This window comes from Amycolatopsis sp. NPDC114504, from assembly GCF_055633595.1.
This window is the reverse complement of the sequence record NZ_JBVKDU010000002.1, coordinates 725,622-747,753: the sequence shown is the minus strand read 5'-3', so window position 1 is coordinate 747,753 and position 22,132 is coordinate 725,622. Positions and strand designations below refer to the sequence as shown.

22 protein-coding genes are annotated in these 22,132 nt (G+C 72.3%); 18 read left to right on the top strand and 4 right to left on the bottom strand.

The window, feature by feature from the left end:
* Positions 1 to 42: 42 nt before the first annotated feature.
* The 8 genes from ACZ7PG_RS15280 to proC all read left to right on the top strand — a co-directional run bounded on the left by ACZ7PG_RS15280 (position 43) and on the right by proC (position 8,958).
* The gene (locus ACZ7PG_RS15280; protein WP_470239675.1) at positions 43 to 912 is read left to right on the top strand and encodes an oxidoreductase; all 870 of its coding nucleotides are present in this window, start codon (positions 43 to 45) and stop codon (positions 910 to 912) included.
* A gap of 145 nt (positions 913 to 1,057) precedes the next feature.
* Complete coding sequence (locus ACZ7PG_RS15275; protein ID WP_470239674.1) at positions 1,058 to 2,299, top strand: sensor histidine kinase; 1,242 nt, start codon at positions 1,058 to 1,060, stop codon at positions 2,297 to 2,299.
* Positions 2,296 to 2,985: a response regulator transcription factor gene (locus ACZ7PG_RS15270; RefSeq protein WP_125310281.1), complete on the top strand. Its 690-nt coding sequence runs from the start codon at positions 2,296 to 2,298 to the stop codon at positions 2,983 to 2,985. The genes ACZ7PG_RS15275 and ACZ7PG_RS15270 overlap by 4 nt, the downstream gene beginning before the upstream one ends.
* Positions 2,986 to 3,097: 112 nt before the next feature.
* Positions 3,098 to 4,081 (top strand): Ppx/GppA phosphatase family protein, encoded by a 984-nt coding sequence (locus ACZ7PG_RS15265; protein ID WP_470239673.1) that lies wholly within the window; start codon positions 3,098 to 3,100, stop codon positions 4,079 to 4,081.
* Positions 4,082 to 4,238: 157 nt separating this feature from the next.
* Positions 4,239 to 5,909: a hypothetical protein gene (locus ACZ7PG_RS15260; RefSeq protein ID WP_470239672.1), complete on the top strand. Its 1,671-nt coding sequence runs from the start codon at positions 4,239 to 4,241 to the stop codon at positions 5,907 to 5,909.
* A gap of 76 nt (positions 5,910 to 5,985) precedes the next feature.
* A complete protein-coding gene (locus ACZ7PG_RS15255) occupies positions 5,986 to 6,798 on the top strand; it encodes a sugar phosphate isomerase/epimerase family protein (protein WP_470239671.1) in 813 nt (270 codons plus the stop codon).
* 134 nt (positions 6,799 to 6,932) lie between these two features.
* Positions 6,933 to 7,760 carry a thioesterase family protein gene (locus ACZ7PG_RS15250; protein ID WP_470239670.1) on the top strand — a complete coding sequence of 276 codons (828 nt, stop codon included), beginning with the start codon at positions 6,933 to 6,935 and terminating at the stop codon, positions 7,758 to 7,760.
* Positions 7,761 to 8,148: 388 nt separating this feature from the next.
* Entirely contained in the window at positions 8,149 to 8,958 is an 810-nt protein-coding gene (gene proC, locus ACZ7PG_RS15245) for a pyrroline-5-carboxylate reductase (RefSeq protein WP_470239669.1), read from the top strand.
* Here proC and ACZ7PG_RS15240 read toward each other — a convergent pair.
* Positions 8,946 to 9,275 carry a winged helix-turn-helix transcriptional regulator gene (locus ACZ7PG_RS15240; protein ID WP_470239668.1) on the bottom strand — a complete coding sequence of 110 codons (330 nt, stop codon included), beginning with the start codon at positions 9,273 to 9,275 and terminating at the stop codon, positions 8,946 to 8,948. The two genes, proC and ACZ7PG_RS15240, sit on opposite strands and share 13 nt — an antisense overlap.
* Positions 9,276 to 9,316: 41 nt before the next feature.
* Between ACZ7PG_RS15240 and ACZ7PG_RS15235 the strand changes: the two genes are divergently transcribed.
* The 5 genes from ACZ7PG_RS15235 to ACZ7PG_RS15215 all read left to right on the top strand — a co-directional run bounded on the left by ACZ7PG_RS15235 (position 9,317) and on the right by ACZ7PG_RS15215 (position 12,869).
* Positions 9,317 to 9,877 (top strand): carboxymuconolactone decarboxylase family protein, encoded by a 561-nt coding sequence (locus ACZ7PG_RS15235; RefSeq protein ID WP_470239667.1) that lies wholly within the window; start codon positions 9,317 to 9,319, stop codon positions 9,875 to 9,877.
* Between the two features lie 182 nt (positions 9,878 to 10,059).
* Positions 10,060 to 10,275, top strand: coding sequence for a helix-turn-helix domain-containing protein (locus tag ACZ7PG_RS15230; protein ID WP_013222402.1), 216 nt, complete (start codon positions 10,060 to 10,062; stop codon positions 10,273 to 10,275).
* 155 nt (positions 10,276 to 10,430) lie between these two features.
* On the top strand, positions 10,431 to 10,532 hold the full coding sequence (locus ACZ7PG_RS15225) for a 30S ribosomal protein bS22 (protein ID WP_007030867.1): 102 nt from the start codon (positions 10,431 to 10,433) through the stop codon (positions 10,530 to 10,532).
* Between the two features lie 256 nt (positions 10,533 to 10,788).
* Complete coding sequence (locus ACZ7PG_RS15220; RefSeq protein ID WP_470239666.1) at positions 10,789 to 11,832, top strand: NAD-dependent epimerase/dehydratase family protein; 1,044 nt, start codon at positions 10,789 to 10,791, stop codon at positions 11,830 to 11,832.
* Positions 11,829 to 12,869 (top strand): lysophospholipid acyltransferase family protein, encoded by a 1,041-nt coding sequence (locus tag ACZ7PG_RS15215; protein ID WP_470239665.1) that lies wholly within the window; start codon positions 11,829 to 11,831, stop codon positions 12,867 to 12,869. Before ACZ7PG_RS15220 ends, ACZ7PG_RS15215 begins: the two co-directional genes overlap by 4 nt.
* 85 nt (positions 12,870 to 12,954) lie before the next feature.
* Here the strand turns inward: ACZ7PG_RS15215 and ACZ7PG_RS15210 are convergent, their stop codons facing one another.
* The 3 genes from ACZ7PG_RS15210 to ACZ7PG_RS15200 all read right to left on the bottom strand — a co-directional run bounded on the left by ACZ7PG_RS15210 (position 12,955) and on the right by ACZ7PG_RS15200 (position 15,825).
* Positions 12,955 to 13,848: an HAD family hydrolase gene (locus ACZ7PG_RS15210; protein ID WP_284748125.1), complete on the bottom strand. Its 894-nt coding sequence runs from the start codon at positions 13,846 to 13,848 to the stop codon at positions 12,955 to 12,957.
* A 100-nt stretch (positions 13,849 to 13,948) separates the two neighbouring features.
* Positions 13,949 to 15,019 (bottom strand): DUF5667 domain-containing protein, encoded by a 1,071-nt coding sequence (locus tag ACZ7PG_RS15205; RefSeq protein ID WP_470239664.1) that lies wholly within the window; start codon positions 15,017 to 15,019, stop codon positions 13,949 to 13,951.
* Positions 15,020 to 15,132: 113 nt separating this feature from the next.
* Positions 15,133 to 15,825 (bottom strand): sigma-70 family RNA polymerase sigma factor, encoded by a 693-nt coding sequence (locus ACZ7PG_RS15200; protein WP_470239663.1) that lies wholly within the window; start codon positions 15,823 to 15,825, stop codon positions 15,133 to 15,135.
* A 316-nt stretch (positions 15,826 to 16,141) separates the two neighbouring features.
* Here ACZ7PG_RS15200 and ACZ7PG_RS15195 point away from each other — a divergent pair, with 316 nt between their 5' ends.
* From ACZ7PG_RS15195 to ACZ7PG_RS15175, 5 genes are all read left to right on the top strand, one after another.
* Positions 16,142 to 17,659: an AMP-binding protein gene (locus ACZ7PG_RS15195; RefSeq protein ID WP_470239662.1), complete on the top strand. Its 1,518-nt coding sequence runs from the start codon at positions 16,142 to 16,144 to the stop codon at positions 17,657 to 17,659.
* Positions 17,660 to 17,669: 10 nt separating this feature from the next.
* Positions 17,670 to 17,906, top strand: a complete 237-nt coding sequence (locus tag ACZ7PG_RS15190; protein ID WP_470239661.1) for a glutaredoxin family protein — start codon at positions 17,670 to 17,672, stop codon at positions 17,904 to 17,906.
* 102 nt (positions 17,907 to 18,008) lie between these two features.
* Complete coding sequence (locus ACZ7PG_RS15185; RefSeq protein ID WP_470239660.1) at positions 18,009 to 19,565, top strand: molybdopterin-dependent oxidoreductase; 1,557 nt, start codon at positions 18,009 to 18,011, stop codon at positions 19,563 to 19,565.
* Between the two features lie 322 nt (positions 19,566 to 19,887).
* Entirely contained in the window at positions 19,888 to 20,808 is a 921-nt protein-coding gene (locus tag ACZ7PG_RS15180; protein ID WP_470239659.1) for a redox-sensing transcriptional repressor Rex, read from the top strand.
* Positions 20,805 to 22,112 (top strand): glutamyl-tRNA reductase, encoded by a 1,308-nt coding sequence (locus ACZ7PG_RS15175; RefSeq protein WP_470239658.1) that lies wholly within the window; start codon positions 20,805 to 20,807, stop codon positions 22,110 to 22,112. Before ACZ7PG_RS15180 ends, ACZ7PG_RS15175 begins: the two co-directional genes overlap by 4 nt.
* Positions 22,113 to 22,132: the final 20 nt, after the last annotated feature.

Sequence of the window (22,132 nt, the reverse complement as noted above, 5' to 3'; positions counted from 1 at the left end):
CCATTCCCGGCGGCTTCCCGGCCAGGTGGGAAGGCTGGAGCCATGACCACGAACACCCTCCCCGCCGCCGCGGCGGGCACCTGGAAGCTCGGCTCCTTCGAAGTCAACCGGCTCGGCTTCGGCGCCATGCGCCTGATGTCCACTTCGGACGGCGGCGTCCGCGACCGCGAGACGTCGATCGCCGTGCTCCGCCGCGCCGTCGAGCTCGGCGTGAACCACATCGACACCGCCGTCTTCTACTTCGCCGGCCCGCGTTCGGCGAACGAGCTGATCAACCGGGCCCTCGCGCCGTACGACGACCTGACGATCACCACCAAGGTCGGCCCGGGCCGCGACTTCACCGGCGCGTTCTACACCGCCCGGCCGGACCAGCTGCGCGCCCAGGTCGAAGAGAACCTGCGCGAGCTGGGCCTCGAGCACCTCGACGTCGCCAACTACCGGATCGGCGAGGGCCTCGACCGCGGGGAGGGCTCGCTCGCGGACGGCTTCGGCGCGCTCGCCGAGCTGCGCGAGCAGGGCCTCATCCGCGAGCTGGGCATCTCCAACGTCGCGCCGCACCACCTGACGGAGGCGCTCGAGATCGCGCCGGTCGTCTGCGTCCAGAACCAGTACGGCCTCACCGCGCGGCGCGAGGACGACGAGATCGTCCGGATGTGCGCCGAGCGCGGGATCGCCTTCGTGCCGTTCTTCGCCGTCGCGAGCGGGACGGGCGAGGACGCCCGCGTCGCCGAGGTCGCGCGCCGGCATGACGCCACCCCGGCCCAGGTGCGGCTCGCGTGGACCCTCCACCAAGGACCGCACGTGCTCGCCATCCCGGGCACCGGCGATGTCGCCCACCTCGAACAGAACGTCGCCGCGGCCGCGTTGAAGCTCACGGACGACGATTTGAAGACTCTCGACGGCGACGCGTGATTCACCCGGAATGTCTCGCCGCGGAATCGATCGGGTGAACGCCGCCTGAAGCACCGGCGAACAAGTCTTCGCCAGGTGTCGCGGTGCTCACGACAAGGCGGACAACGCTAGGCCGAAGGGCCACTTCTCAGCTTACGATCGGCCTGTGACCACGCCTGTTTCCCTCGCACTGGCCATCGGGACACTGGTGGCCGGTGCGGTGGTCGGCTACCTCGTCGCGCGGGCCCGGACCCGGCGCGAAGAGGCCCGGCCGCCGGGGCCGACCATCGCGGAGCTCCTCGAACGGCTGGTCCGGTCGTCCCACAACGGCGTCGTCGTGCTCAACAAGTTCGGCGACATGGTGCTGCACAACCCGCGTGCCTACGAGCTGGGCCTGGTGAAGGTCAACCAGGCCGACGCGCGGGCCCGCAGGGCCGCCGAGCAGGTCGTCGAGACCGACGAGCCGATGGAGATCGACCTCTCGCCCCTCGAAGCGCGCGGCCGCCAGCCGGAGGCGGTGCTCGGCCAGGTCCGGCCGCTCGGCGACGGTTTCACCGTCGTCGAGGCCGTCGACCACTCCGAGGCCATCCGGCTGGAGGCCGTGCGCCGCGACTTCGTCGCCAACGTCAGCCACGAGCTCAAGACCCCGGTCGGCGCGATCGCGCTGCTCACCGAGGCCGTGCTCGACGCCGCCGAGGACGTCGAGGAGGTCCGCCGCTTCGGCGGCAAGATCCTCCGCGAGTCCACCCGGCTCGGCCAGCTCGTCACCGAGCTGATCGCGCTTTCGCGGCTGCAGGGCGCCGAGCGGCTGCCGGACCTCAACGTCGTCGAGGTCGACGCGGTCGTGCGCGAGGCGCTCGGCCGGACGACGCTCTCGGCCGAGTCGGCCGACATCCGGATCACCACCGACACCCCCAGCGGCCTGCTCATCGAAGGCGACCGGACGCTGCTGGTCACCGCGCTGTCGAACCTGCTGGAGAACGCCGTCGCGTACTCGCCGGCCGGCAGCCCGGTGTCGATCTCGCGCCGGCTCGCCGACGGGATGGTCGAGGTCGCCGTCACCGACCGCGGCATCGGCATCCCGGAGGACGAGCAGACCCGGGTGTTCGAGCGCTTCTACCGCGCCGACAAGGCCCGCTCGCGCGCCACCGGCGGCACCGGGCTGGGCCTGGCGATCGTCAAGCACGTCGCGGCCAACCACGGCGGCTCGGTCGGGCTGTGGAGCCGCGCGGGCACCGGCTCGACGTTCACGCTGCGCATCCCCGCGCACGTCAGCCCGGAGCCGGCTCCCGAGCCGGCGCGGGCGACCAAGACCTCGCCGGCACCACGGCAGGAGAAGACCCCCGAGCGCACCCCGAGGCTCGTGGTTACCGGGCAGGACAGCCCAGATCATGGAGGAAACCTGTGACCAGGGTTCTCATCGTCGAGGACGAGGAGTCGTTCGCCGACCCCCTCGCCTTCCTGCTGCGCAAGGAAGGGTTCACCGCGGCCGTGGCCGGCACCGGCCAGGCCGCGCTGGAGGAGTTCGACCGCAACGGCGCCGACATCGTGCTGCTCGACCTCATGCTGCCCGGGATGAGCGGCACCGACGTCTGCAAGCAGCTGCGGCAGCGCTCGGCCGTGCCGGTGATCATGGTGACCGCGCGTGACAGCGAGATCGACAAGGTCGTCGGCCTGGAACTGGGCGCGGACGACTACGTCACGAAGCCGTACTCGGCCCGTGAGCTCATCGCGCGCGTGCGGGCGGTGCTGCGGCGCGGCGGCGAGCCGGGCGCCGAAGGCGAGCTGGCCCCGCTGGTGCTGTCGGCGGGCCCGGTGCGGATGGACGTCGAGCGCCACGTGGTGACGGTGGACGGCGCCGAGGTGTCGCTGCCGCTCAAGGAGTTCGACCTGCTGGAGTACCTGCTCCGCAACGTCGGCCGGGTGCTCACGCGCGGCCAGCTGATCGACCGGGTGTGGGGCGCGGACTACGTCGGCGACACGAAGACGCTCGACGTCCACGTGAAGCGGCTGCGGTCGAAGATCGAACCGGACCCGGGCTCGCCGCGGCACCTGGTGACGGTCCGGGGCCTGGGCTACAAGTTCGAGACGTAAGTCCCGTTTCGGGTGGTACCGCCCTCGCGCAGGCGCGCCGGGGCGGTACCACACCGAGTGTTGTTGGTTACAAGTTCGAGACCTGGCGCTGGGCCCGGTACCCTGGACCCCCGTGCGCCTAGGGGTACTCGACGTCGGTTCCAACACCGTCCACCTGCTCGTGGTCGACGCCCACCGTGGCGCCCACCCGACCCCGATGCATTCCGAAAAGTCCGTGCTCCGCCTGGCCGAGCAGCTCACCCCCGGCGGCGAGCTCAGCAAGGCCGGCGCCGACGACCTCGTGACCGCCGTCGAGTCCGCCAAGGAAGCCGCCGTCCGGCTCGGCTGCGAAGAGGTCATGGCCTTCGCCACCTCCGCGGTCCGCGAAGCGAAGAACTCCGCCAAGGTGCTCGCCCGCGTGGCCGACCGCACCGGCGTCGAGCTGCGGGTCCTCTCCGGCACCGACGAAGCCCGGCTCACCTTCCTCGCCGTCCGCCGGTGGTACGGCTGGTCGGCCGGCCAGCTGCTCGTGCTGGACATCGGCGGCGGCTCGCTGGAGATCGCGATGGGCCGCGACGAAGAGCCCGTCCTGGCCGAGTCGCTGCCGCTGGGCGCGGGCCGCACCACGCGCACCCGCTTCAAGCACGACCCGCCGACGCGCTCCGAGCTCGTCGCGACGTCGGCGTGGCTGGACGACCAGCTCACCGAGCTCGCGCGGAAGGTCACCAAATGGGGTGAACCCGATCGTGTCGTGGCGACGTCGAAGACGTTCCGGTCGCTCGCCCGGCTGACCGGCGCCGCCCCCTCGGCGGCCGGCCCGCGCGTCCGACGTACGCTCACGGACACCGCATTGCGCCAGCTCCTGGCGTTCATCTCGCGGATGCCGTCGGCCGACCTCGCCCAGCTCGAGGGCGTCAGCTCGAGCCGGTCGCACCAGCTGGTGGCCGGCGCGCTCGTCGCGCAGGCCACGATGCGGGCGCTCGGATTGCCGGAACTCGAGATCTGCCCGTGGGCTCTGCGAGAAGGTGTCATCCTGCGGCGGCTGGACCATTCCACCGGCGCGGATGAAACTGGAGCCGCTCTCGTGGCGCGCTTCGGCGCACAGGAGGACCGGTGAAAGCAGGCGACTGGACTTCCCGAACGGATAACGGGCACGGTGGAGAGGTGACGGACATGCAGAGGTCGGCGTACAGCGCGCGCGGCGCCGCCGGCGGGCCGTCGGATATGGCTTCGCCGAGTGCCGAGGACCCGGAGCGCGCAGGGGATTGCCAGGTATGACGGACCAGACCGGAGACGGCCAGCCGCAGAAGACCGTGGCTGAGCTGCTCGCCCAGCACGGTGCCCAGGTCGACGGCGGCAACCGCCGTCGCCGGCGGCGCGCGGCCGATGACGACGACGAGCCCGCCACCCCGGACGCCCCGCCCGGTGCCACCGGTTCCCACCGGCGTCCTGGTGTGCCGGGTGTGACCGACACCGGCCCGCAGGCGATCATCGACCGGGTCGCCGGCGAGGGCACGCCTCCGCCGCCGAACCGGCCCGCCGGACGGCGCCGCGCCGAGCCGCCGTCCCCGCCGCCGCCCGCGCCCCGCGCGGTCCCGCAGGACTCCCAGCCGCTGCCGCGGCCGGTCCAGCAGCCCCCGGCCCGTCCCGCTCCCGGCGGCGGCGAGTCCGGTCAGTACGCGCGTCCCCCGGCGCCGCCGCAGCCCTCGGGCCAGTACGCGCGGCCGCCCCAGGAATCGGGGCAGTTCGCGAGCCCGCCGTCCGCGCCGCAGCCGTCGGGGCAGTACCCGAGCCCGCAGGAGTCGGCGCAGCTGCCGGTGCCGCCGCGCGCGCCACGGCGTCAGCCGCCGCCCCCGCAGCCGTCCCAGCAGCTGCCGACCCCGCCGCCGGTGGCCGAGGAGACCCGCGGGGCCGTCCCGCCGGTCCGGCGCCGCCCGCCCCCGCAGGCTTCGCAGCAGTTGCCGACCCCGCCGCAGCCCTCGCAGCAGCTGCCGACGCCCCCGCCGCCCAGCGGGCCGCTCTCGGCCCGGCTCGACGGTCTCAACGGCACCCCGGACGCCGAGGTCGACGTCCCGCCGGGCCCGATGGCCAGCGGGACCTTCGCGCCGCCGCCGGCCGCGCCCGGGCGTCCGCGCCGGGGCCCGGCGCGCCGTCCGCAGCCGCAGCAGGAGGCGTACACCGAGCAGTTCGACGCGGTGGCCGGTGGGCCGCCGCCGCTCCCGCCGGCGCCCGGGAAGAAGCCCGACGCGGCCGACCAGCCGCCGTCGTCGCCGGGTGGGCTCGCGAACTGGCGCAAGCGCCGGCAGAAGGAGCAGTTGGAGGACACCGAGATCGGCGTCATGCCGGTGGTGCCCACCGACGCCCCGGCCGACGGCTACCCCGACGACGACTTCGAGCCCGAGGGCTTCGCGCCGGAAAGCAGCGGCTACCAGGCCGCCTACGACGCGGGACCGCCGACCGGGACGTACCCGCCGCCGATGCCGTTCGCGCCCGGCGACCGTGCCGCGCGGACGCCGATCCCGGACGACCTCGAGCCCTACGAGCGCGAGTTCGCCGACGGCTACCCGGCGGACGGCCCGGACTTCGAGCAGGACGACTACGGCTACGAGCAGGGCGAAGGCTACGAGGACGACGAGTACGACGACGCGCCCGAGCCGGCCGGCGAGCCGGAGCCCGCGACGTCGCCCGGCAAGGCGTGGCTGGCGCTGGCCGGCCAGCTGGCGATGGGTGTCGTCGGCGGCGCGGCCGTTTGGCTGGGCTTCAACTGGCTGTGGGTGAACATCCCGGCGGCCGCGCTGGTGGCGGCGCTGCTGGTGGTGGTCGCGCTGGTCTGGATCGTGCGGAAGATCCGCCGCGCCGAGGACCTGCAGACCACGGTGCTGGCGGTGCTGGTCGGCCTGGTGGTGACGGTGTCCCCGGCGGCACTGCTGCTCGTCGGCCGCTGACCGGGCGGGACGCGCGGTGAGACGCGCGTCCCCCTTCCGGCCCGGCGATTCCGCGCACCCGCGGTGAGCGGGCAGGATGGCGCGCGTGACAGACGAGAAGCCGGTCCCCGTCGGGCTCAGCACGGCGTCCGTGTGGCCCCTCAAGGCCGGGACCGCCTTCGAGCTCGCCGCCGAGCTCGGGTACGACGGCGTCGAGGTCATGGTCTGGGCCGACCCGGTCAGCCAGGACGTCAGCGCCCTGCGGCGGTGGTCGCGCCGGACCGGGGTGCCCGTGCTGTCCGTCCACTCGCCGTCGCTGCTGATCACCCAGCGGATCTGGTCGCCCGATCCCGTGGTGCGGCTGCGGATGTCCGTGGAGGCCGCGGCCGAGCTCGGAGCGCGGACCGTCGTCGTCCATCCGCCATTCCGGTGGCAACGGCGGTACGGCGACGCGTTCGGTGATCTCGTCGACGAGCTGGAGGAGTCCAGTGGCATCGAAATCGCCGTCGAGAACATGTTCAAGGTGCGCCCACCGGGTGGTTCGAAGAATTCACGGGTCTCCGCGTTCCGGCCGTCGATCGACCCGACGGACGTCGGTTTCCGGCACTACACGCTCGACCTGTCCCACACAGCGGCAGCCCGGATGGACGCTCTGGCGCTGGCGCAGCGCATGGGCGAAGGCCTCTCACACGTCCATCTGGCGGACGGCACCGGCCTCCCGAAGGACGAACACCTGGTACCCGGCCGCGGTGGCCAGCCCTGCGCCGAACTGCTGGAGAAGCTGGTCAGCAGCGGTTTCGCCGGGCAGATCGTGCTGGAGATCAACACCAGGCACGCCGTCACCGGCGCACAGCGGGTCCGTGATCTGGCGGAGGCATTGCTGTTCGCGCGTTTCCACCTAGGGCAGTAATTGCGCACTTCGGGCACGGACACGACTACTCCCGGGTCCATTTACCGGGACCGAACACGTAAAGTCCCGACTGTGAAACCGTCGCGCTCGTTGATCGTCACCTCTCCGGATTCCTCCATTGGTACGGCGCGTTCGTGAGCGGAACGGACGGCACCGCCGTGTCCTTCGACACGGCGAGTGCGGCGCGGTCGCTGGGGGACGGCACCTTCACCGCGGTGCTGCGTGCGGAATGGGCCATCGGCTCGCACCCGCACGGGGGTTTCCTGCTGGCCCTGCTGGCCAAGGCGGCGATCGCCGCGCTGCACGAGCGCGGTGAGCCGCACGCGGAGCCGCTGGTCGTCAGCGCCGAGTTCCTGCACGCGCCCGCGCTCGGCCCGGTGCTGCTGCGCACGGACGTCCGCAAGGTCGGCCGCCGCGCGACGGTCGTCGAGGTCCGGCTGGAGCAGCGCGGCCGCAGCTGCGTCGAGGCGCGCGTGACGACCGGTCGGCTGCCGATGCGGCGCCCGGAGTGGACGGACGTGCCGTCGATGCCCGCCGAGCCGTCCCCGGGCGCGCTCGCGATGGCCGAGAGCACCGAGGGCCCGTTCAACCTGGCCAAGGGCTGCGAGGTCCGCCTGGACCCGGCAACGGCCGGTTACCTCGCGGGGCGCACGGGCGAGCCGCCCCGGATGCGGCTGTGGGTCCGGCCGCGCCACGGCCTGATCGACCCGTACTTCACGCTGCTGGCGTCCGACGTGAACCCACCGGTGGTGATGAACCTGGGGAGGATCGGCTGGGCCCCGACGGTCCAGCTGACGGCCCTGCTCCGCACCCGCCCGGCCCCGGGCTGGCTGCGGGTGGTGGTGGAGTCGAGGTCGGTGCACGAGTCCTGGTTCGACTCGGACGCAACGGTGGTGGACTCCCAGGGGCGGCTCGTGTGCCAGGCCCGGCAGCTCGGCCTGGCCCCGGCTCCGGGCGGCTGAGCGCGGGTCGGACGCCGCGGTGGCGCTGGGCGATACCACCGGCTCGCGGAGGAGCGGGCGTTGCCAGGCCCGGCAGCTCGGCTTGCGCCGGCTCGGGTGGCTGAGCGCGGGTTCGGTTCGGCGGTGCGCTGGGCCCCGGGGCGGGCGCTCGATTCGCCGCCGGCCGGACTCGCCGTGGCGCCGAGTGGCTGACCTTGGCGCCGGTCGGCTTGGATGCCGCGGTCGCGGCGCGGCACTGCTGCCGACTCGCGGAGGAGTCAGCGTTGCCAGGCTCGGCAGCCCGGCCCCGGGCGACTGCGCGCGGGCTCGGGTCCTGCGGTGGCGGTGGCGATGTCACCCAGGCAGCCCGGCCCCGGGCCGCTGAGGCGCGTTTGGCACGCTTTAGCGCATGACGGTCATCGCGGTGCTGGGTGCGGGAAAGATCGGCGAGGCGTTGCTCTCGGGGCTGCTGCACGGCGGCCACGAGCCGGGCGACCTGCTCTTCACCGAGCGGTACCCGGCGCGCGTCGAGGAGCTGACCGCGCGCTACGGCGTTCGCGGGGTCGAGGTCGAGGAAGCCGCCAAGCAGGCTGATGTCCTGGTCGTCGCCGTCAAGCCGCAGGACATCGACCCCGTGCTCGATGAGCTCGCGCCGCTGCTGAGCCCTTCGTCGCTGGTCGTGTCGCTGTGCGCCGGGCTGCCGACCTCGCTTTACGAGCGCCGGCTGGCCGAGGGCGTCCCCGTGGTGCGGGTCATGCCGAACACGCCGATGCTGGTCAACGAGGCGATGAGCGCGATGTCGGCGGGCCGCTGGGCGTCCGCCGGCCACCTCGACCTCGTGCGCGACCTGCTTTCGCACGTCGGCAAGGTCGTCGAGGTGCCGGAAGGGCAGCAGGACGCGGTCACAGCGCTCTCCGGGTCCGGCCCGGCGTACTTCTTCTACCTGGTCGAGGCCATGATCGACGCCGGCATCCTGCTCGGCCTGCCGCGGGCGCTCGCCGGGCAGCTGATCATCCAGTCGGCCGTCGGCGCGGCGAAGATGCTGGCCGAGTCGGACGAGCACCCGGTGCTGCTGCGCGAGGCCGTGACGTCGCCGGCCGGCACGACCATCAACGCCATCCGCGAGCTGGAGAAGCACGGCGTCCGGGCGGCGCTGCTGGCGGCCATCGAGGCGGCGAAGGACCGGTCCGAGGAGCTGGGCAAGGCTCACGAGGGCTGACGGGGCCGCCACTCCGCGGCCCAGGCGTCGAGCCGCACCAGCGTCTCGAACAGGGATCGGCCCTGCTCGGTGAGGGTGTAACCGTCGCCGGCGTGGTCGGCCAGGTCCGCTTCGCCCAGTTCGCGCAGCCGCGTGGCCAGGACGCTCGACGAGACGCCGTCGCAGCGCTGCTGCAGCTCGCGGAACGTCGGCTTCGCGTCGTCGCGCAGCTCCCAGAGGATCCGCAGGGTCCAGCGGCGGCCGAGCAGGTCGAGCAGCGCCATCACCGGGCGGCCGGTCGACGACCCGCGCACGGGACGGCCGGGCAGTGGTGTCATCGTGCTTTCCTTTCCGAAGCGCCGATGTTAGCGTGCCCGACATGCCTCTGAATTCGAAGCAGGCACGGATCGTGCCGCTGGAACCGCCGTTCGACGCCGACGCCGCGGACGTCCTCGAGCGGCTCGGGCCGCCCCTTCGGCTGTTCCGGGTCTGGGCGCGACGTCCTGACCTGGCCCGCGGGGTCGCGGACTGGGGCCGCTACTACTTCTCGCGGCAGTCGGCGCTGACCGTCCGGCAGCGCGAGCTGGTCATCGACCGCACGACCGCGCTGTGCGGCGCCGACTACGAATGGGGCGTCCACATCGCGGCCTTCGCGGCCAAGGCCGGCTTCGACGACGAGCAGATCCGCTCGCTCGGCAGCGGCGGCCCGGCCGACGCCTGCTGGTCCCCGGACGACCGCGCGGTGCTCGCGGCCGTCGACGAGCTGCGGGCGACCTCGGACCTGTCGGACGCGGCGTGGGCGGACCTCGTGGCCGCCGTGGGCGACGACGGCGCGCTCGACGTCCTGCTCGTCTGCGGGTGGTACCACGCCATCTCGTTCACGGTTCGCGCCCTCCGGCTGCCGCTCGAGCCGGCTACCGAGCGTCCGATTTCGCCGTAATGGGCGATTGCGGAGGTCTTGCACGCGCGGGTGCCCGTGCGTTAGCGCTGGTTGGAGCCCATCTCGGTGACAGGCGTCGCATTAGTCCCACCAGTCCCGCTACTCTCGATAGAGCACGTGCGTGTCGGTACCACAGGTGGGGAAGCCTCGTGGCGCGACGCGTGTCGAAGGACGCGGTAAACATGTCGCCGAACAAGAAGGAGGATCTGCCGGCTGTCGGGCAGGTCCAGTTCCTGACGGTCGCCGAGGTGGCCACGCTGATGCGGGTCTCCAAGATGACCGTCTACCGTCTCGTGCACTCGGGTGAGCTGCCCGCCGTCAGGGTCGGCAAGTCGTTCCGGGTGCCGGAGAAAGCAGTGCACGAGTACCTCCAGGGTGCGTATTACGACGTGGGCTGAACCGGGTGACGGGCACGCCGTGGCAGAGCTACAACGTGCCCGCCGACCGGCCCGCCCCGGGTGACGGGTAACCTGGAAAACCGCTCGTGCCTGTGCGCTCCACCCGTTGGACGCTGCGCCGGGCAGCGTGACCGACGACGACCTAAGGAGCGCCCATGGGCTCTGTGATCAAGAAGCGCCGCAAGCGCATGTCGAAGAAGAAGCACCGCAAGCTGCTTCGCCGTACGCGCGTCCAGCGTCGTAAGGCCGGCAAGTAGATCGACCCGCGCGTAGCCGTGGCCCGTCCAGTCTCTGGACGGGCCACGTCCATGTGGTGGGCCGATGCCCCCCGTTCGAGTGAGGCGTTCGTCGCTTTACGGGGGATAGCGGTTAATAGCACGTAAGACACCCCTGAGCTACCACTGAAGAGCGGTAACATCTCAAGGGTGTCCGCGCGATGCTTCCAGTGAGTGCAGGCCCGCGCACTTCGGGTGATCGTCCACCCCCACCACGCCCTACGCCGCAGGGAGTCGCATGCCGTCGAACATCGTGCTCGTCACCGGAGTCGCCGGCGAACTGGGCGGGAAACTCCTCGCCCGGCTGGGCAACAACCCCGACTTCGAGCGGGTCATCGGTGTCGACACGGTCGCCCCGGACAAGACGGTCCTGCAGCGCATGGGCCACGCGGAATTCGTCCGCGCGGACATCCGGAACCCCTTGATCGCCAAGGTGATCAGCACCGCGAAGGTCGACACGGTCGTGCACGCGTCGTGCACCGCGCACCCGGCCGGCCCCGGGCGCCGCACCGCCATCAAGGAAGTCAACGTCATCGGCACCATGCGGCTGCTGGCCGCGTGCCAGCGCTCGCCGCTGGTCCGCAAGCTGGTGGTCAAGTCGACGGCGGCGGTGTACGGCGCCGGCGCGCGCTCGCAGGCGGTGTTCACCGAGGACTCCGAGCTGATCCCGACGTCGTCCAGCGGGTACGCGAAGGACGCCGTCGAGATGGAGGGGTACGTGCGCGGCCTGGTCCGGCGCCGTCCCGACATCACCACGACGCTGTTCCGCTTCGCCAACATCATCGGGCCGTCGACCGACACTGTCCTTTCGCGCTACTTCGCGCTCCCGGTCGTGCCGACCGTTTTCGGTTACGACGCCCGCATCCAGCTGCTGCACTCTTCGGACGCGCTGGCGGTGCTGGAACGCGCGTCCCTGAACGACAAACCCGGCGTGTTCAACGTCGGCTCCGAAGGGGTACTCACCCTTTCGCAGGCGATCCGGCGAGCGGGCCGGGTCGAGCTGCCGATGCCGCGGACGGTGGTGCCGTCGGTCGGGAAAGTGCTGCGCGGCGCCCGCGTGGTCGACTTCTCCGCCGACCAGGTCCGGTTGCTGAACTTCGGCCGGGTCGTCGACATCACCAAGCTGAAGACCGAGTTCGGGTACACCCCGCGGTGGACCACGCGTGAGGCGTTCGACGACTACATCGTCGGACGCGGGCTCCGGCCGGTGCTCGACGGCGGCAAGCTGGCGGGCCTGGCAGGCAAGGTGCTCGTCGCCGCGGCGACTGGGCAGAGCCGATGAGCAGGCCGCACGACTTCGACGACTTGGGAAGCGAGGCGGGAACGGTGGGCGGTGCCGAGGCGCAGGTCATCCCCCTGCACGGACCGGGCCGGGAGAAACCGGACGCTCTGACCGCGGAACGCGATCTCCGTGAGGACGAAGCCGCCCGCGACGCGCCGGTGGTCGCCTTCCCCGGCGCGGACCAGCCGGCCCCCGAAGAACCCCTTTCGGCCGCCGCGCGCTCGGCGCTCGGCTTCATCCGCGACCGGCTGACCGGCGACTACACGGTCGACGAGTTCGGGTTCGACGCCGAGCTGACCGACGCGGTCTTCCTGCCGCCGCTGCGCGCGCTGTACAAGAAGTGGTTCCGCGTCGACACGTTCGGCGTCGAGAACCTCCCGGCGTCGGGTGGCGCGCTCCTCGTGTCGAACCACTCGGGCACGGTGCCGCTGGACTCGCTGATGACGGCGGTGGCGGTCCACGACGAGACCGGCGGCCGGCACCTGCGCGGCCTCGGCGCCGACCTGGTGTTCCAGCTGCCGCTGGTGGGCTCGTTCGCCCGGAAGTCCGGCCAGACGCTGGCCTGCAACGCGGACGCGGAACGCCTCCTGGGCAACGGTGAGCTGGTCGGCGTGTGGCCGGAAGGCTTCAAGGGCGTCGGAAAGCCGTTCTCGTCGCGCTACAAGCTGCAGCGTTTCGGCCGCGGCGGCTTCGTGTCCGCGGCGCTGCGCGCGGGTGTCCCGATCATCCCGGTGTCGGTGATCGGCGCGGAGGAGATCTACCCGAAGCTGGGCGACATCAAGATCCTGGCGCGCATGTTCGGGCTGCCGTACTTCCCGGTGACGCCGCTCTTCCCGCTGTTCGGCGCGCTGGGCGCGATCCCGCTGCCGACGAAGTGGACCATCGAGTTCGGCGAGCCGATCGCGACGGACTCGTACGGCCCGGAGGCGGTGGACGACCCGATGCTGGTGTTCCAGCTGACGGACCAGGTGCGCGAGTCGATCCAGCAGACGCTGTACCAGCGCCTTTCGCAGCGGAAGTCGATCTTCCGCGGCTGACCGCTCCGTGTCGTCGCCCCGAGTCGACACGCGTGATTGAACGGACGACACGGGGCACAGCGGCTGACCGCTCCGGAACCGGCGGTCAGCGGCGGCGGTAGGCCATCCCGGCCGCCACCGCGCCGGCCAGCGCGCCCGCGCCCAGCACCGACGGCACGCCGATCTTCGCCGCCTTGCGGCCGGTCCGGAAGTCGCGGATCTCCCAGCCGCGCGCCCGGGCCACGTCACGGAGGCCGCCGTCCGGGTTGACCGCCACCGCGGTGCCCACCGCCGACAGCATCGGGATGTCGTTCGCCGAGTCCGAATAAGCCGTGCAGCGCTTGAGGTTCAGGCCCTCGCGGGACGCCAGCGCGCGCACCGCGTGCGCCTTCGCGCGGCCGTGCAGGAGGTCGCCCACCAGGCGTCCTGTGTAGACGCCGTCGCGGGTTTCCGCCACCGTGCCCAACGCGCCCGTCAGCCCGAGGCGGCGCGAGATGATCGCCGCCAGCTCGATCGGGGTCGCCGTCACCAGCCAGACCCGCTGGCCCGCGTCCAGGTGCATCTGGGCGAGCGCGCGCGTACCGGACCAGATCTTGTCCGCCATCAGCTCGTCGTAGATCTCTTCGCTGATCGACGTCAGCTCCGCCACCGTGCGACCGGCCACAAAGGACAGAGCGCGCTCGCGGTGGGTCTTGATGTCTTCCTTGTTCTCACGGCCGCCGAGGCGGAACTTGATCTGGCCCCAGACGAACCCGGCCAGGTCCGACGACGTGAAGAACTTCCGCGCCGCGAGCCCGCGGGCGAAGTAGAAGATCGACGCGCCCATCATCATGGTGTTGTCGACGTCGAAGAACGCGGCCGCGGTCAGGTCCGGCGGCGCGGGCGGGGCGGGAGGCTCGGCGACCACGCGGGCGTGGGCGGCCTCGGCCGACGCCTCGCCCGCGATCGTGGCGAGCCGTTCCAGCTCCTGACTCTTATCCCTGCCACGCCAAGCTGACACGCACACCGCCTCCACGTCTGCCCACGTCCGGCCACGTCTCCCGGTCCTTCGCACAGCGTAGCGAGCCGCCCACCGGCCCGTCGCAGGTGTGGCCCGGACCTCAGCCGATCACGATCGGCGGCAGACCGGGGAGCAGCGGCGGGATCGAAATCAGCGGCGGCGGCTGCGTGGTCGACGTCACCGGGGGCCGCTGCGTGGTCGTCGGAACCTGGCCGTACACCGGCGGCGGCGTCACCCCGCCGGTCGGCTGGGGCGAGCCCGGCGTCGCGGTCGCGTCCGACGGCGGCAGCTCGGTGCCGGTCGGCGTCGGCGAGGTGCTCTCCACCGAGGGCGCGGTCGACGCCGACGTCGGTTCGCCGCCGGACGAGGGGGCCGGCCGCTGGGTGCACTCGCCGGTCGCCGGGAGCGGGCCGAGGTCGTCGGACGTGCCGGTGGTGATCTGGTAGCAGTTCATCCGCTCGACCAGCCCGCTCGTGCGCTCCTGGACCTTGCCGAGCAGGTCGCGCACGTCGCCGAACACCGTCGCGGCGTCGGCGGGGAGGGCGGGCTGCTGAGCCGCGAGCCGCGCCGCCTGGTTCCGCGCCCACAGCCGGACGTCGGACAGTGCCTGCGTGCCGCCGCTGTCGCTGGTCGCCACCGCGGCCATCTGGGCGACGCCGGCGCGGAGGTCGGCCGCGAAGTCGTCGTACGCCGTCCGGTAGGCGGCCTCGCTCGCGCCCTTCTCGGCGAGCTCGCCGAGCTCGGTGACGCGGTTGGTGGCGAACTCGAGGTGCTTGTTCGCCTTCGCCTGGTCACCGAACGTCAGGCCCAGCGCCGTCGACTCGCCGGCCCGCTTGACGCCGTACAGCGCGTCGCCCGGCAACGCGCTGCGCGAGAGCACCAAGGCCAAGCCGGAGAGGACGAGGAAGAGGAAGAGCGCGGCGGCCACCAGGTCGGCGGTCCGCGGCCGCCACCTCCGACGCGGGGTGGCCGCCGCCGTCTCCAAGCGGCCCGCGATCTCCGCGCGGATCCGCTGCCGGGTTTCCAGGTCCGGGGCCCCGGCCGCACCGAGCTCGCGCAGCGCACCGACGAGGGCCAGCTCGTCGGCGAACTCGCCGTCCCGGCGTACCGGGGACGGCTCCAGGGCACGCGCGAACCGCTCTACGTCGGCTCGCTCACGCGCAAACCTCACTGCGCTGCTCCATCTCGGGCCTTGGCCGGTCCTGACACCGGTCTGGCAGGAGTAACGATCCAGAAGGCGTCAGGGTTACCGGTTTCGGTCGACGGGCCGAAAAGTTCGCGGGATCAGCGCAATCCGGTGGGCAGAAGTTGTGCCAAACGGCGTACCGCGCGGTGCTGGAGCGCCTTGATCGCGCCCTCGTTGCGGTTCATGATCTCGGCCGTCTCGGCCACCGACAGGCCCTGCAGGAACCGCAGAATGATGCATTCCCGCTGGTCATCGCCCAGTTCGGCGACGCAGCGCAGCAGCTCGGTGCGGGTCGCGCGGCTGATCGCCTCCTGCTCCGGACCCGCCTGGACGCTCGCGCCGACGCTGAAGGGCGCCGAACCCGGTTCGGTCACCTCGTCGGTGACGACCTCGAGGCGGAACCGGCTCGACTTCACGTGGTCGAGCACGAGGTTGCGGGCGATGGTGACGAACCAGGCGCCGACGTCACGTCCCTGGTAGCTCACCGACGTGATCCGGCGCAGCGCGCGCAGGAACGTCTCGCTGGTGACGTCCTCGGCCAGGTCGCGGTCGCCCAGCCGGAAGAGCACGTACCGGTAGACGACGTCGACGTAGCGGTCGTAGAGCCGGCCGAACGCGGACGAGTCGCCGTCCTGCGCGGCGCGCACCAGGTCCCAGGCCTCGGCCTTGGCCGCCTCGGCGCGCTCCTCGTCGACCGCTTGCCTGCTCATCGGCACGGACGTCGAGCGGCCGAAGACGCGCTCGGCGAACATGAAGACGGGCCCGCGGCTCACGGCGGTCGGCACGGTCATCGGGCGGCACCTCCGGCGGCGGCTTCGGCCCAGTGCTGGGCCACGGTACCCCCGGAACCCCGGCGAGCAGGGGCCTGCCGGCTCGCATGCCCCACGACCTCGTGGGCAGGCAAGTTCGTCACGGCGACTCCCTCTCTCCGGTCATGGCGGTGATCAACAACACCCCACGACGCAGTGCAGCATACGTGTAGTTACCGCGAAGTAGGTAGTGGCTCCGGGGTTGCAGAAACGCGACGCTCGCGGTCAGCACCCATGACGTCGCTCCGAATGACAGACTTGCAACGGTTTGGTCCGGGCGAGGAGAGGTGGACCGCGGGTGAGTGCTCCAGAGGGGACGCAGGCGGGGGTCGGCGGGCTGCTCACGCGGGCTGCGGCCACGTGGCCGGACCACCCGGCCGTGCAGGAGACGGGCACCGGGCGCGGACTGACGTACCGCCAGGTCGAGGCGGCCGCGCAGGCCCAGGCCAGGCGGCTGGCGGACGCGGGTGTCGAGCCCGGCGACCGCGTCGCGCTGAGGCTGCCGACGTCGGTGGACTTCGTGGTCGCCCTGTTCGGCGCGCTGCGGGCCGGGGCGGTCGTCGTGCCGCTGTCGCCGCAGGCGCCGGGGCCCGAGCTCGAGAAGCTGCTCGAGCACAGCGGTGCCAAGGTTGTCATCACGCGCGACGCCGAAGAGGCGCTCCCGGACGGCGTGAGCGGGCTCACTCCGGAATCCGACCCGGATGGAGCAGCCGACCCCGCCGAAGCCGGCCGGGACGGCTCCGGCGAGGACATCGCCGTCGTCTCGTACACGTCGGGCACCACCGGCCCGCCGCGCGGCGTGATGCTCTCGCACCGCGCGCTGCTGGCGAACCTGGAGCAGCTGAGCGGCGTCGAAGGCGTCCTCACCCACGACGACCGCGTGCTGATCACCATCCCGCTCTTCCACGTCTACGGCCTCGGGCCCGGCCTGCTGCAGGCGGTGTCCGTGGGCGCGACGGCGATCCTGTCGGAGCGTTTCGAGGCGCAGCGCACGCTGGACGACTGCGCCGAACACGGCGTCACGACGATCACCGGCGTCCCGACCATGTACTCGGAGTTCGCCGCGCTCGGCTCCGAAGAGCTGAGCCGGGGGCTGGCGACCGTCCGGCGGATGACGTCGGGCGCCGCGCCGCTGCACCCGAAGGTGCTGGGCGCGATCCGCGAGGCCACCGGCGTCGACGTCTACGAGGGCTACGGGCTCACCGAGTGCGCGCCGGTGGTGACGTCGACGCTGGTCACCGGCTACCCGAAGCCCGGTTCGGTCGGGCGCCCGCTGCCCGGGATCGAGCTGCGGCTGGTCGACAGCGACGGCACCGACCAGGCCGTGCCGCTGGACCCGGACGACGTCGACGACGTCTTCGAGGCCGAAGGCGAGACGGGGCTGGTGTCGATCCGCGGCGCGAACCTCTTCTCCGGCTACTGGCCCGACGGCGGCCACGGGCCGGACGACGAGGGCTGGTTCCGCACCGGCGACGTCGGCTACCTCGACGTCGACGGCGACCTGCACCTGGTCGACCGGGCCAACGACCTGATCATCGTCAACGGCTTCAACGTCTTCCCGAACGAGGTCGAGTCGGTCATCGGGCAGCTGCCGGAGGTGGCCGAGGCCGCCGTCGTCGGCGTCGTGGACGAGCGAAGCGGCGAAGCGGTGAAGGCGTTCGTGGTGCCGGTGGCGGGGGCGTCGCTGTCCGAACAGCAGGTCGTCGACCACTGCGCGGCCCACCTCGCGGGGTACAAGGTGCCGCACGCGGTGGAGTTCGCCGAGTCGCTGCCGCACTCGGCCACCGGCAAGCTGCGCCGCGTGCGGTTGCGGTAGTACTGACGGCATGGCGCACGAAGTGACGGTGATGAGCCGGGCCGGCTGCCACCTCTGCGAGGTCGCGGAGGCGGACGTCGCCCGGATCTGCGGCGAGCTCGGAGCCGCGTGGAAGACGGAGGACGTCGACACGGACCCGGAGTGGCGCGCGGAGTACGGCGACCGCGTCCCGGTGATCCTGGTCGACGGCGCCGAGCACGGGTACTGGCGCGTGGAAGAGGACCGGCTGCGGAAGGCGCTGGCCTGACGCGGGCGCTTTCGCCCGTCGTGTCCGGCCTCCCGGAAGCCGTAACACGCTCGTAAGGGGGATCGGGCAGCCTTCCGGAGCGAGTGCTCCGAAGATGGAGGCGTGAGCACTCTGCAGGAAGCGCCGCCCGAAGCGCCGAGGCGGCTTTCGCTGCCCGTCGCCACCCTCATCGGGCTTCTCGCGCTGGCCGCGGCCCTCGGGGTCGGGCACCTCGTCGCGGGCTTCGTCGGCTACACCGCTTCGCCGTTCATCGCGGTCGCCAACTACGTCATCGACCACAGCCCGACCGGGATCGTGAAGTGGGCCGAGCGGACGCTGGGCACCTGGGACAAGCCGGTCCTCAAGATCGGGCTCGCCGTCGTCCTCGTCCTGTTCGCGCTGCTCGCGGGCCAGCTCTCGCGCCGGACGCCGCGGGCCGGGCAGGTCCTCGTCTTCCTGCTCGGCGCCGCCGGGGTCGCCGCCGTCTACGCGCGCAGCGACCTCGGGCAGGTCTCGCTGCTCGCGCCGGTCGCCGCCCTCGTCGCCGGGCTCGTCGTGTTCACCCAGCTGCACCGGATCGCGCTGCCCGTGGACGTCGTGCACGACCGGGGCTTCGGCCGCCGGAAGTTCCTGCGCGCCGGGGTCGGCGTCGCCGCGGGTTCGGGGATCGCCGCCGTCGTCGGCCAGGTGGCCGGGACCAGCTCGAACGCCGAGGACTCCCGGGCCGCCGTCGGGCCACTCGTACCCGCCCGCACCGCGCCGCCGCTGCCCGCGGACGCCGACTTCGCGAAGCTGGGCTCGCCGCCGTTCCTCACCCCGAACGGCGACTTCTACCGCATCGACACCGCGCTGGTCGTCCCGCAGATCCGCACCGAGGACTGGAGCCTCAAGATCCACGGCATGGTCGACAAGGAGGTCACCTTCTCCTACGCCGACATCCGCAACCGGCCGCTGGTCGAGCGCCGCGTCACGCTCACCTGCGTCTCCAACGAGGTCGGCGGCCCGCTGATCTCGAACGCGACCTGGCTCGGCGTCGACCTCGTCGACCTGCTCGACGAAGCCGGCGTGCAGACCGGCGCCGAGCAGATGTTCGCCACCAGCGTCGACGGCTGGACGTGCGGCACCCCGGCGAACGTCGCGCTCGACCCGCAGCGCGGCGCGATGCTGGCGATCGGCATGAACGGCGAGCCGCTGCCGGTCGAGCACGGCTTCCCGGCGCGGCTCGTCATCCCGGGTCTCTACGGCTACGTCTCCGCGACGAAGTGGGTCGAATCCCTCGAATTCACGAAGTGGGACGCCCGGCAGGCGTACTGGCTCAGCCGCGGCTGGGCCGAGCAGGCGCCGATCAAGACGGAGTCCCGGATCGACACTCCGAGCGGCTTCGCCGGCGTCACCGCGGGCAAGGTCCGGCTGGCCGGCACGGCGTGGGCGCAGCACACCGGCATCGCGAAGGTCGAGGTACGGCTGGACCAGGGCCCGTGGCAGCCGGCGGTGCTCTCGGCCGAGGTGAGCAAGGACACCTGGCGCATGTGGTGGGTCGAGCTGGACGTGCCGAAGGGGACGCACCAGGCGTCCGTCCGGGCGACCGACCAGGACGGCTACACGCAGACGGAGAACCGCGCGGACCCGGTCCCCGACGGTGCCACCGGCTGGCACTCGGTGACCCTCGACGCCCACTGAGGGTGACTGGCGCGCCGGAGCCGTTCGGCGCGCCCGGCGGGCCGCTCGCCGCGTCGCGACGACGGGCTCCCGATCACCCCCGGCACCCGCGAACCCCCGGAAGTGCCTGGCGGACAAGGATTCTGACGCGGTGTCATGATCGCGCGGCCCCCGGAACCGCCTCCGACCAGTGACTTTGTGCGCGCGTTCACAAGTGGTCTACCGTAGGACCATCGCCCCCGGGCGGTCCGCATCGAACCGGACCCCGCGCCCTGGGTCAAGACACAGTTCGGCAAGGCCGTGGCGATGGCCGCCGGGTGCACAGCGGGCAGGAGACGACGGCGTGGTGACACAGCGGGGGCGGCGCGACGACGCGGACTCCCCGGGCCGGGCGCCGCGCCGGGCGCGCCGCCGGGACACCCCGGACGCCGACAACGCGCCGACCGCCGAAATCCCCGCCGTGCCCGCCGCGGGCAACGGCCGCGGCCCCACCGGGGATGCCCCCGAGGCCGTCCGGGCGAAGCAGATCCCCGAGGCCGCGGTGGCCCGTCTCGCCGTCTACCTCCGCGTCCTGTCCGGAATGTCCGAGCAGGGCGCGACGACCGTTTCGAGCGAGGAACTCTCGCAAGCCGCCGGCGTCAATTCCGCCAAATTGCGCAAAGACCTGTCGTACCTCGGCTCGTACGGCACCCGCGGCGTCGGCTACGAAGTCAGCGTCCTGGTCAGCCAGATCGAGCGCATCCTCGGCCTGACCCGGCAGCACAAAGTGGCCGTGGTCGGGATCGGAAACCTGGGTCACGCGCTGGCCAACTACGGTGGCTTCCCGGGGCGCGGGTTCCCGGTCGAAGCGCTGTTCGACCTGGACGCGGACCTGATCGGCGTGCCGGTCGGCGGCCTCCCGGTGTCGCACATGGACGACATCCCGCGGGTCTGCGCCGAGCGCGGCATCTCCATCGGCGTGATCGCCACGCCGCCGACCGCCGCGCAATCGGTGTGTGACCGCCTGGTCGCGGGCGGTGTCCAGTGCATCCTCAACTTCGCCCCGGTCGTGCTGCAGGTTCCTGCTCACATCGAGGTCCGCAAAGTGGATTTGGCCGTCGAGCTGCAGATACTCTCGTTCCATGTAGCCCGCCGCGCGGATGACGCCGCCGGCAATCAGGGCAATTCCGGATTACCCGGGACAGGCCTGCCGTCCGAGAATGGGAAGGGCGGCCGGAACGGTTCGGGCCCGGACGGCGGACGGGAAATGGTGGTGCGCTCATGAGCGTGTTGGCGGTCGGTCTCTCGCATCGGAGTGCGGAGCTGAGCACGCTCGAGCGCGTCGCGGTCCCCGCACCGGAGATCGGCAAGATCCTCGACGAGCTGCAGCAGGCCGAGCACATCAGCGAGGTCATGCTCGTCTCGACCTGCAACCGCATCGAGGTCTACGCGGTCGTCGAGGCGTTCCACGGCGGTCTCAACGACGTCACCGACGTGCTCTCCCGCCAAGCCGGGATGGAAGCCGCCGAGCTGTACGACAGCCTGTACGTCCACTACGCCGGTGCCGCCGTCGAGCACCTGTTCTCCGTCACCTCGGGCCTGGACTCGATGGTCGTCGGCGAGACGCAGATCCTCGGCCAGATCCGGTCCGCCTACGCCACCGCGCGCGAGGCCGGCACCGTCGGCCGCACGCTGCACGAGCTCATCCAGACCACGCTGCGCGTCGGCAAGCGCGTGCACACCGAGACCGGGCTCGACCAGCTCGGCGCGTCGGTCGTCTCCGAGGCCCTCGCCGCGGCCGGGGACATCGCCGGCAAGCACGCCGTCATCGTCGGCGCCGGTTCGATGGGCGCGCTGAGCGCGTCGCAGCTGCGCAAGGCCGGGATCGGCGAGATCACCGTCGCCAACCGCACCGACGCCCGCGCCCGCCGCCTCGCCGCGAACGTCACCGAGCAGGGCGTCCCCGCCCGCGCGGTCCCGCTGTCCCACGTCGCCGACGCCGTGCGCGACGCCGACATCGTGATCTGCTGCACCGGCGCGCAGGATGCCGTCTTCGGCCCGGCGCAGGTGCTGCCGCGCGGCAACCGCGACCTGGTCGTCTGCGACCTCGGCCTGCCCCGCGACGTCGACCCGGCGGTCGGCGAGCTGGCCGGCGTGCGGGTCGTCGACCTGGCCACCATCCAGCGCCGGATGCGCGAAGCCGGCACCCCGACCACCGAGCGCCAGACGGCCAAGGCGACCGGGATCGTCCTCGACGAGGTGCGCGACTACCTCGCCGGGCAGCGCAGCGCCGAGGTGACCCCGACGGTGACGGCGTTGCGCCGCCGCGCGGCCGAGGTCGTCGACGCCGAGCTGCTGCGGCTGGACCACCGGCTGCCCGACCTCGACGGCGCCGTCCGCGAAGAGGTCGGCCGCACGGTCCGCCGGGTGGTCGACAAGCTGCTGCACGCGCCGACGGTGCGGGTCAAGCAACTGGCCGCCGAGACGGCCGACACCGACTACGCGAACGCGTTGCGAGAACTGTTCTGCCTCGACCCGCAGGCGCCCGCCGCGGTGGCGAGCCCGAAGCCCCCACCGGAGAAGAAGTAGTAGTGACCAGAGTCATTCGC

Bases quoted from the DNA above. Each gene is read 5' to 3' on its own strand.
- ACZ7PG_RS15280 (WP_470239675.1), top strand. From the start codon at position 43: ATGACCACGAACACCCTCCCCGCCGCCGCGGCGGGCACCTGGAAGCTC.
- ACZ7PG_RS15260 (WP_470239672.1), top strand. From the start codon at position 4,239: ATGACGGACCAGACCGGAGACGGCCAGCCGCAGAAGACCGTGGCTGAG.
- ACZ7PG_RS15255 (WP_470239671.1), top strand. From the start codon at position 5,986: ATGGCGCGCGTGACAGACGAGAAGCCGGTCCCCGTCGGGCTCAGCACG.
- proC (WP_470239669.1), top strand. From the start codon at position 8,149: ATGACGGTCATCGCGGTGCTGGGTGCGGGAAAGATCGGCGAGGCGTTG.
- ACZ7PG_RS15240 (WP_470239668.1), bottom strand. From the start codon at position 9,275: ATGACACCACTGCCCGGCCGTCCCGTGCGCGGGTCGTCGACCGGCCGC.
- ACZ7PG_RS15235 (WP_470239667.1), top strand. From the start codon at position 9,317: ATGCCTCTGAATTCGAAGCAGGCACGGATCGTGCCGCTGGAACCGCCG.
- ACZ7PG_RS15230 (WP_013222402.1), top strand. From the start codon at position 10,060: ATGTCGCCGAACAAGAAGGAGGATCTGCCGGCTGTCGGGCAGGTCCAG.
- ACZ7PG_RS15225 (WP_007030867.1), top strand. From the start codon at position 10,431: ATGGGCTCTGTGATCAAGAAGCGCCGCAAGCGCATGTCGAAGAAGAAG.
- ACZ7PG_RS15220 (WP_470239666.1), top strand. From the start codon at position 10,789: ATGCCGTCGAACATCGTGCTCGTCACCGGAGTCGCCGGCGAACTGGGC.
- ACZ7PG_RS15215 (WP_470239665.1), top strand. From the start codon at position 11,829: ATGAGCAGGCCGCACGACTTCGACGACTTGGGAAGCGAGGCGGGAACG.
- ACZ7PG_RS15200 (WP_470239663.1), bottom strand. From the start codon at position 15,825: ATGACCGTGCCGACCGCCGTGAGCCGCGGGCCCGTCTTCATGTTCGCC.
- ACZ7PG_RS15190 (WP_470239661.1), top strand. From the start codon at position 17,670: ATGGCGCACGAAGTGACGGTGATGAGCCGGGCCGGCTGCCACCTCTGC.
- ACZ7PG_RS15175 (WP_470239658.1), top strand. From the start codon at position 20,805: ATGAGCGTGTTGGCGGTCGGTCTCTCGCATCGGAGTGCGGAGCTGAGC.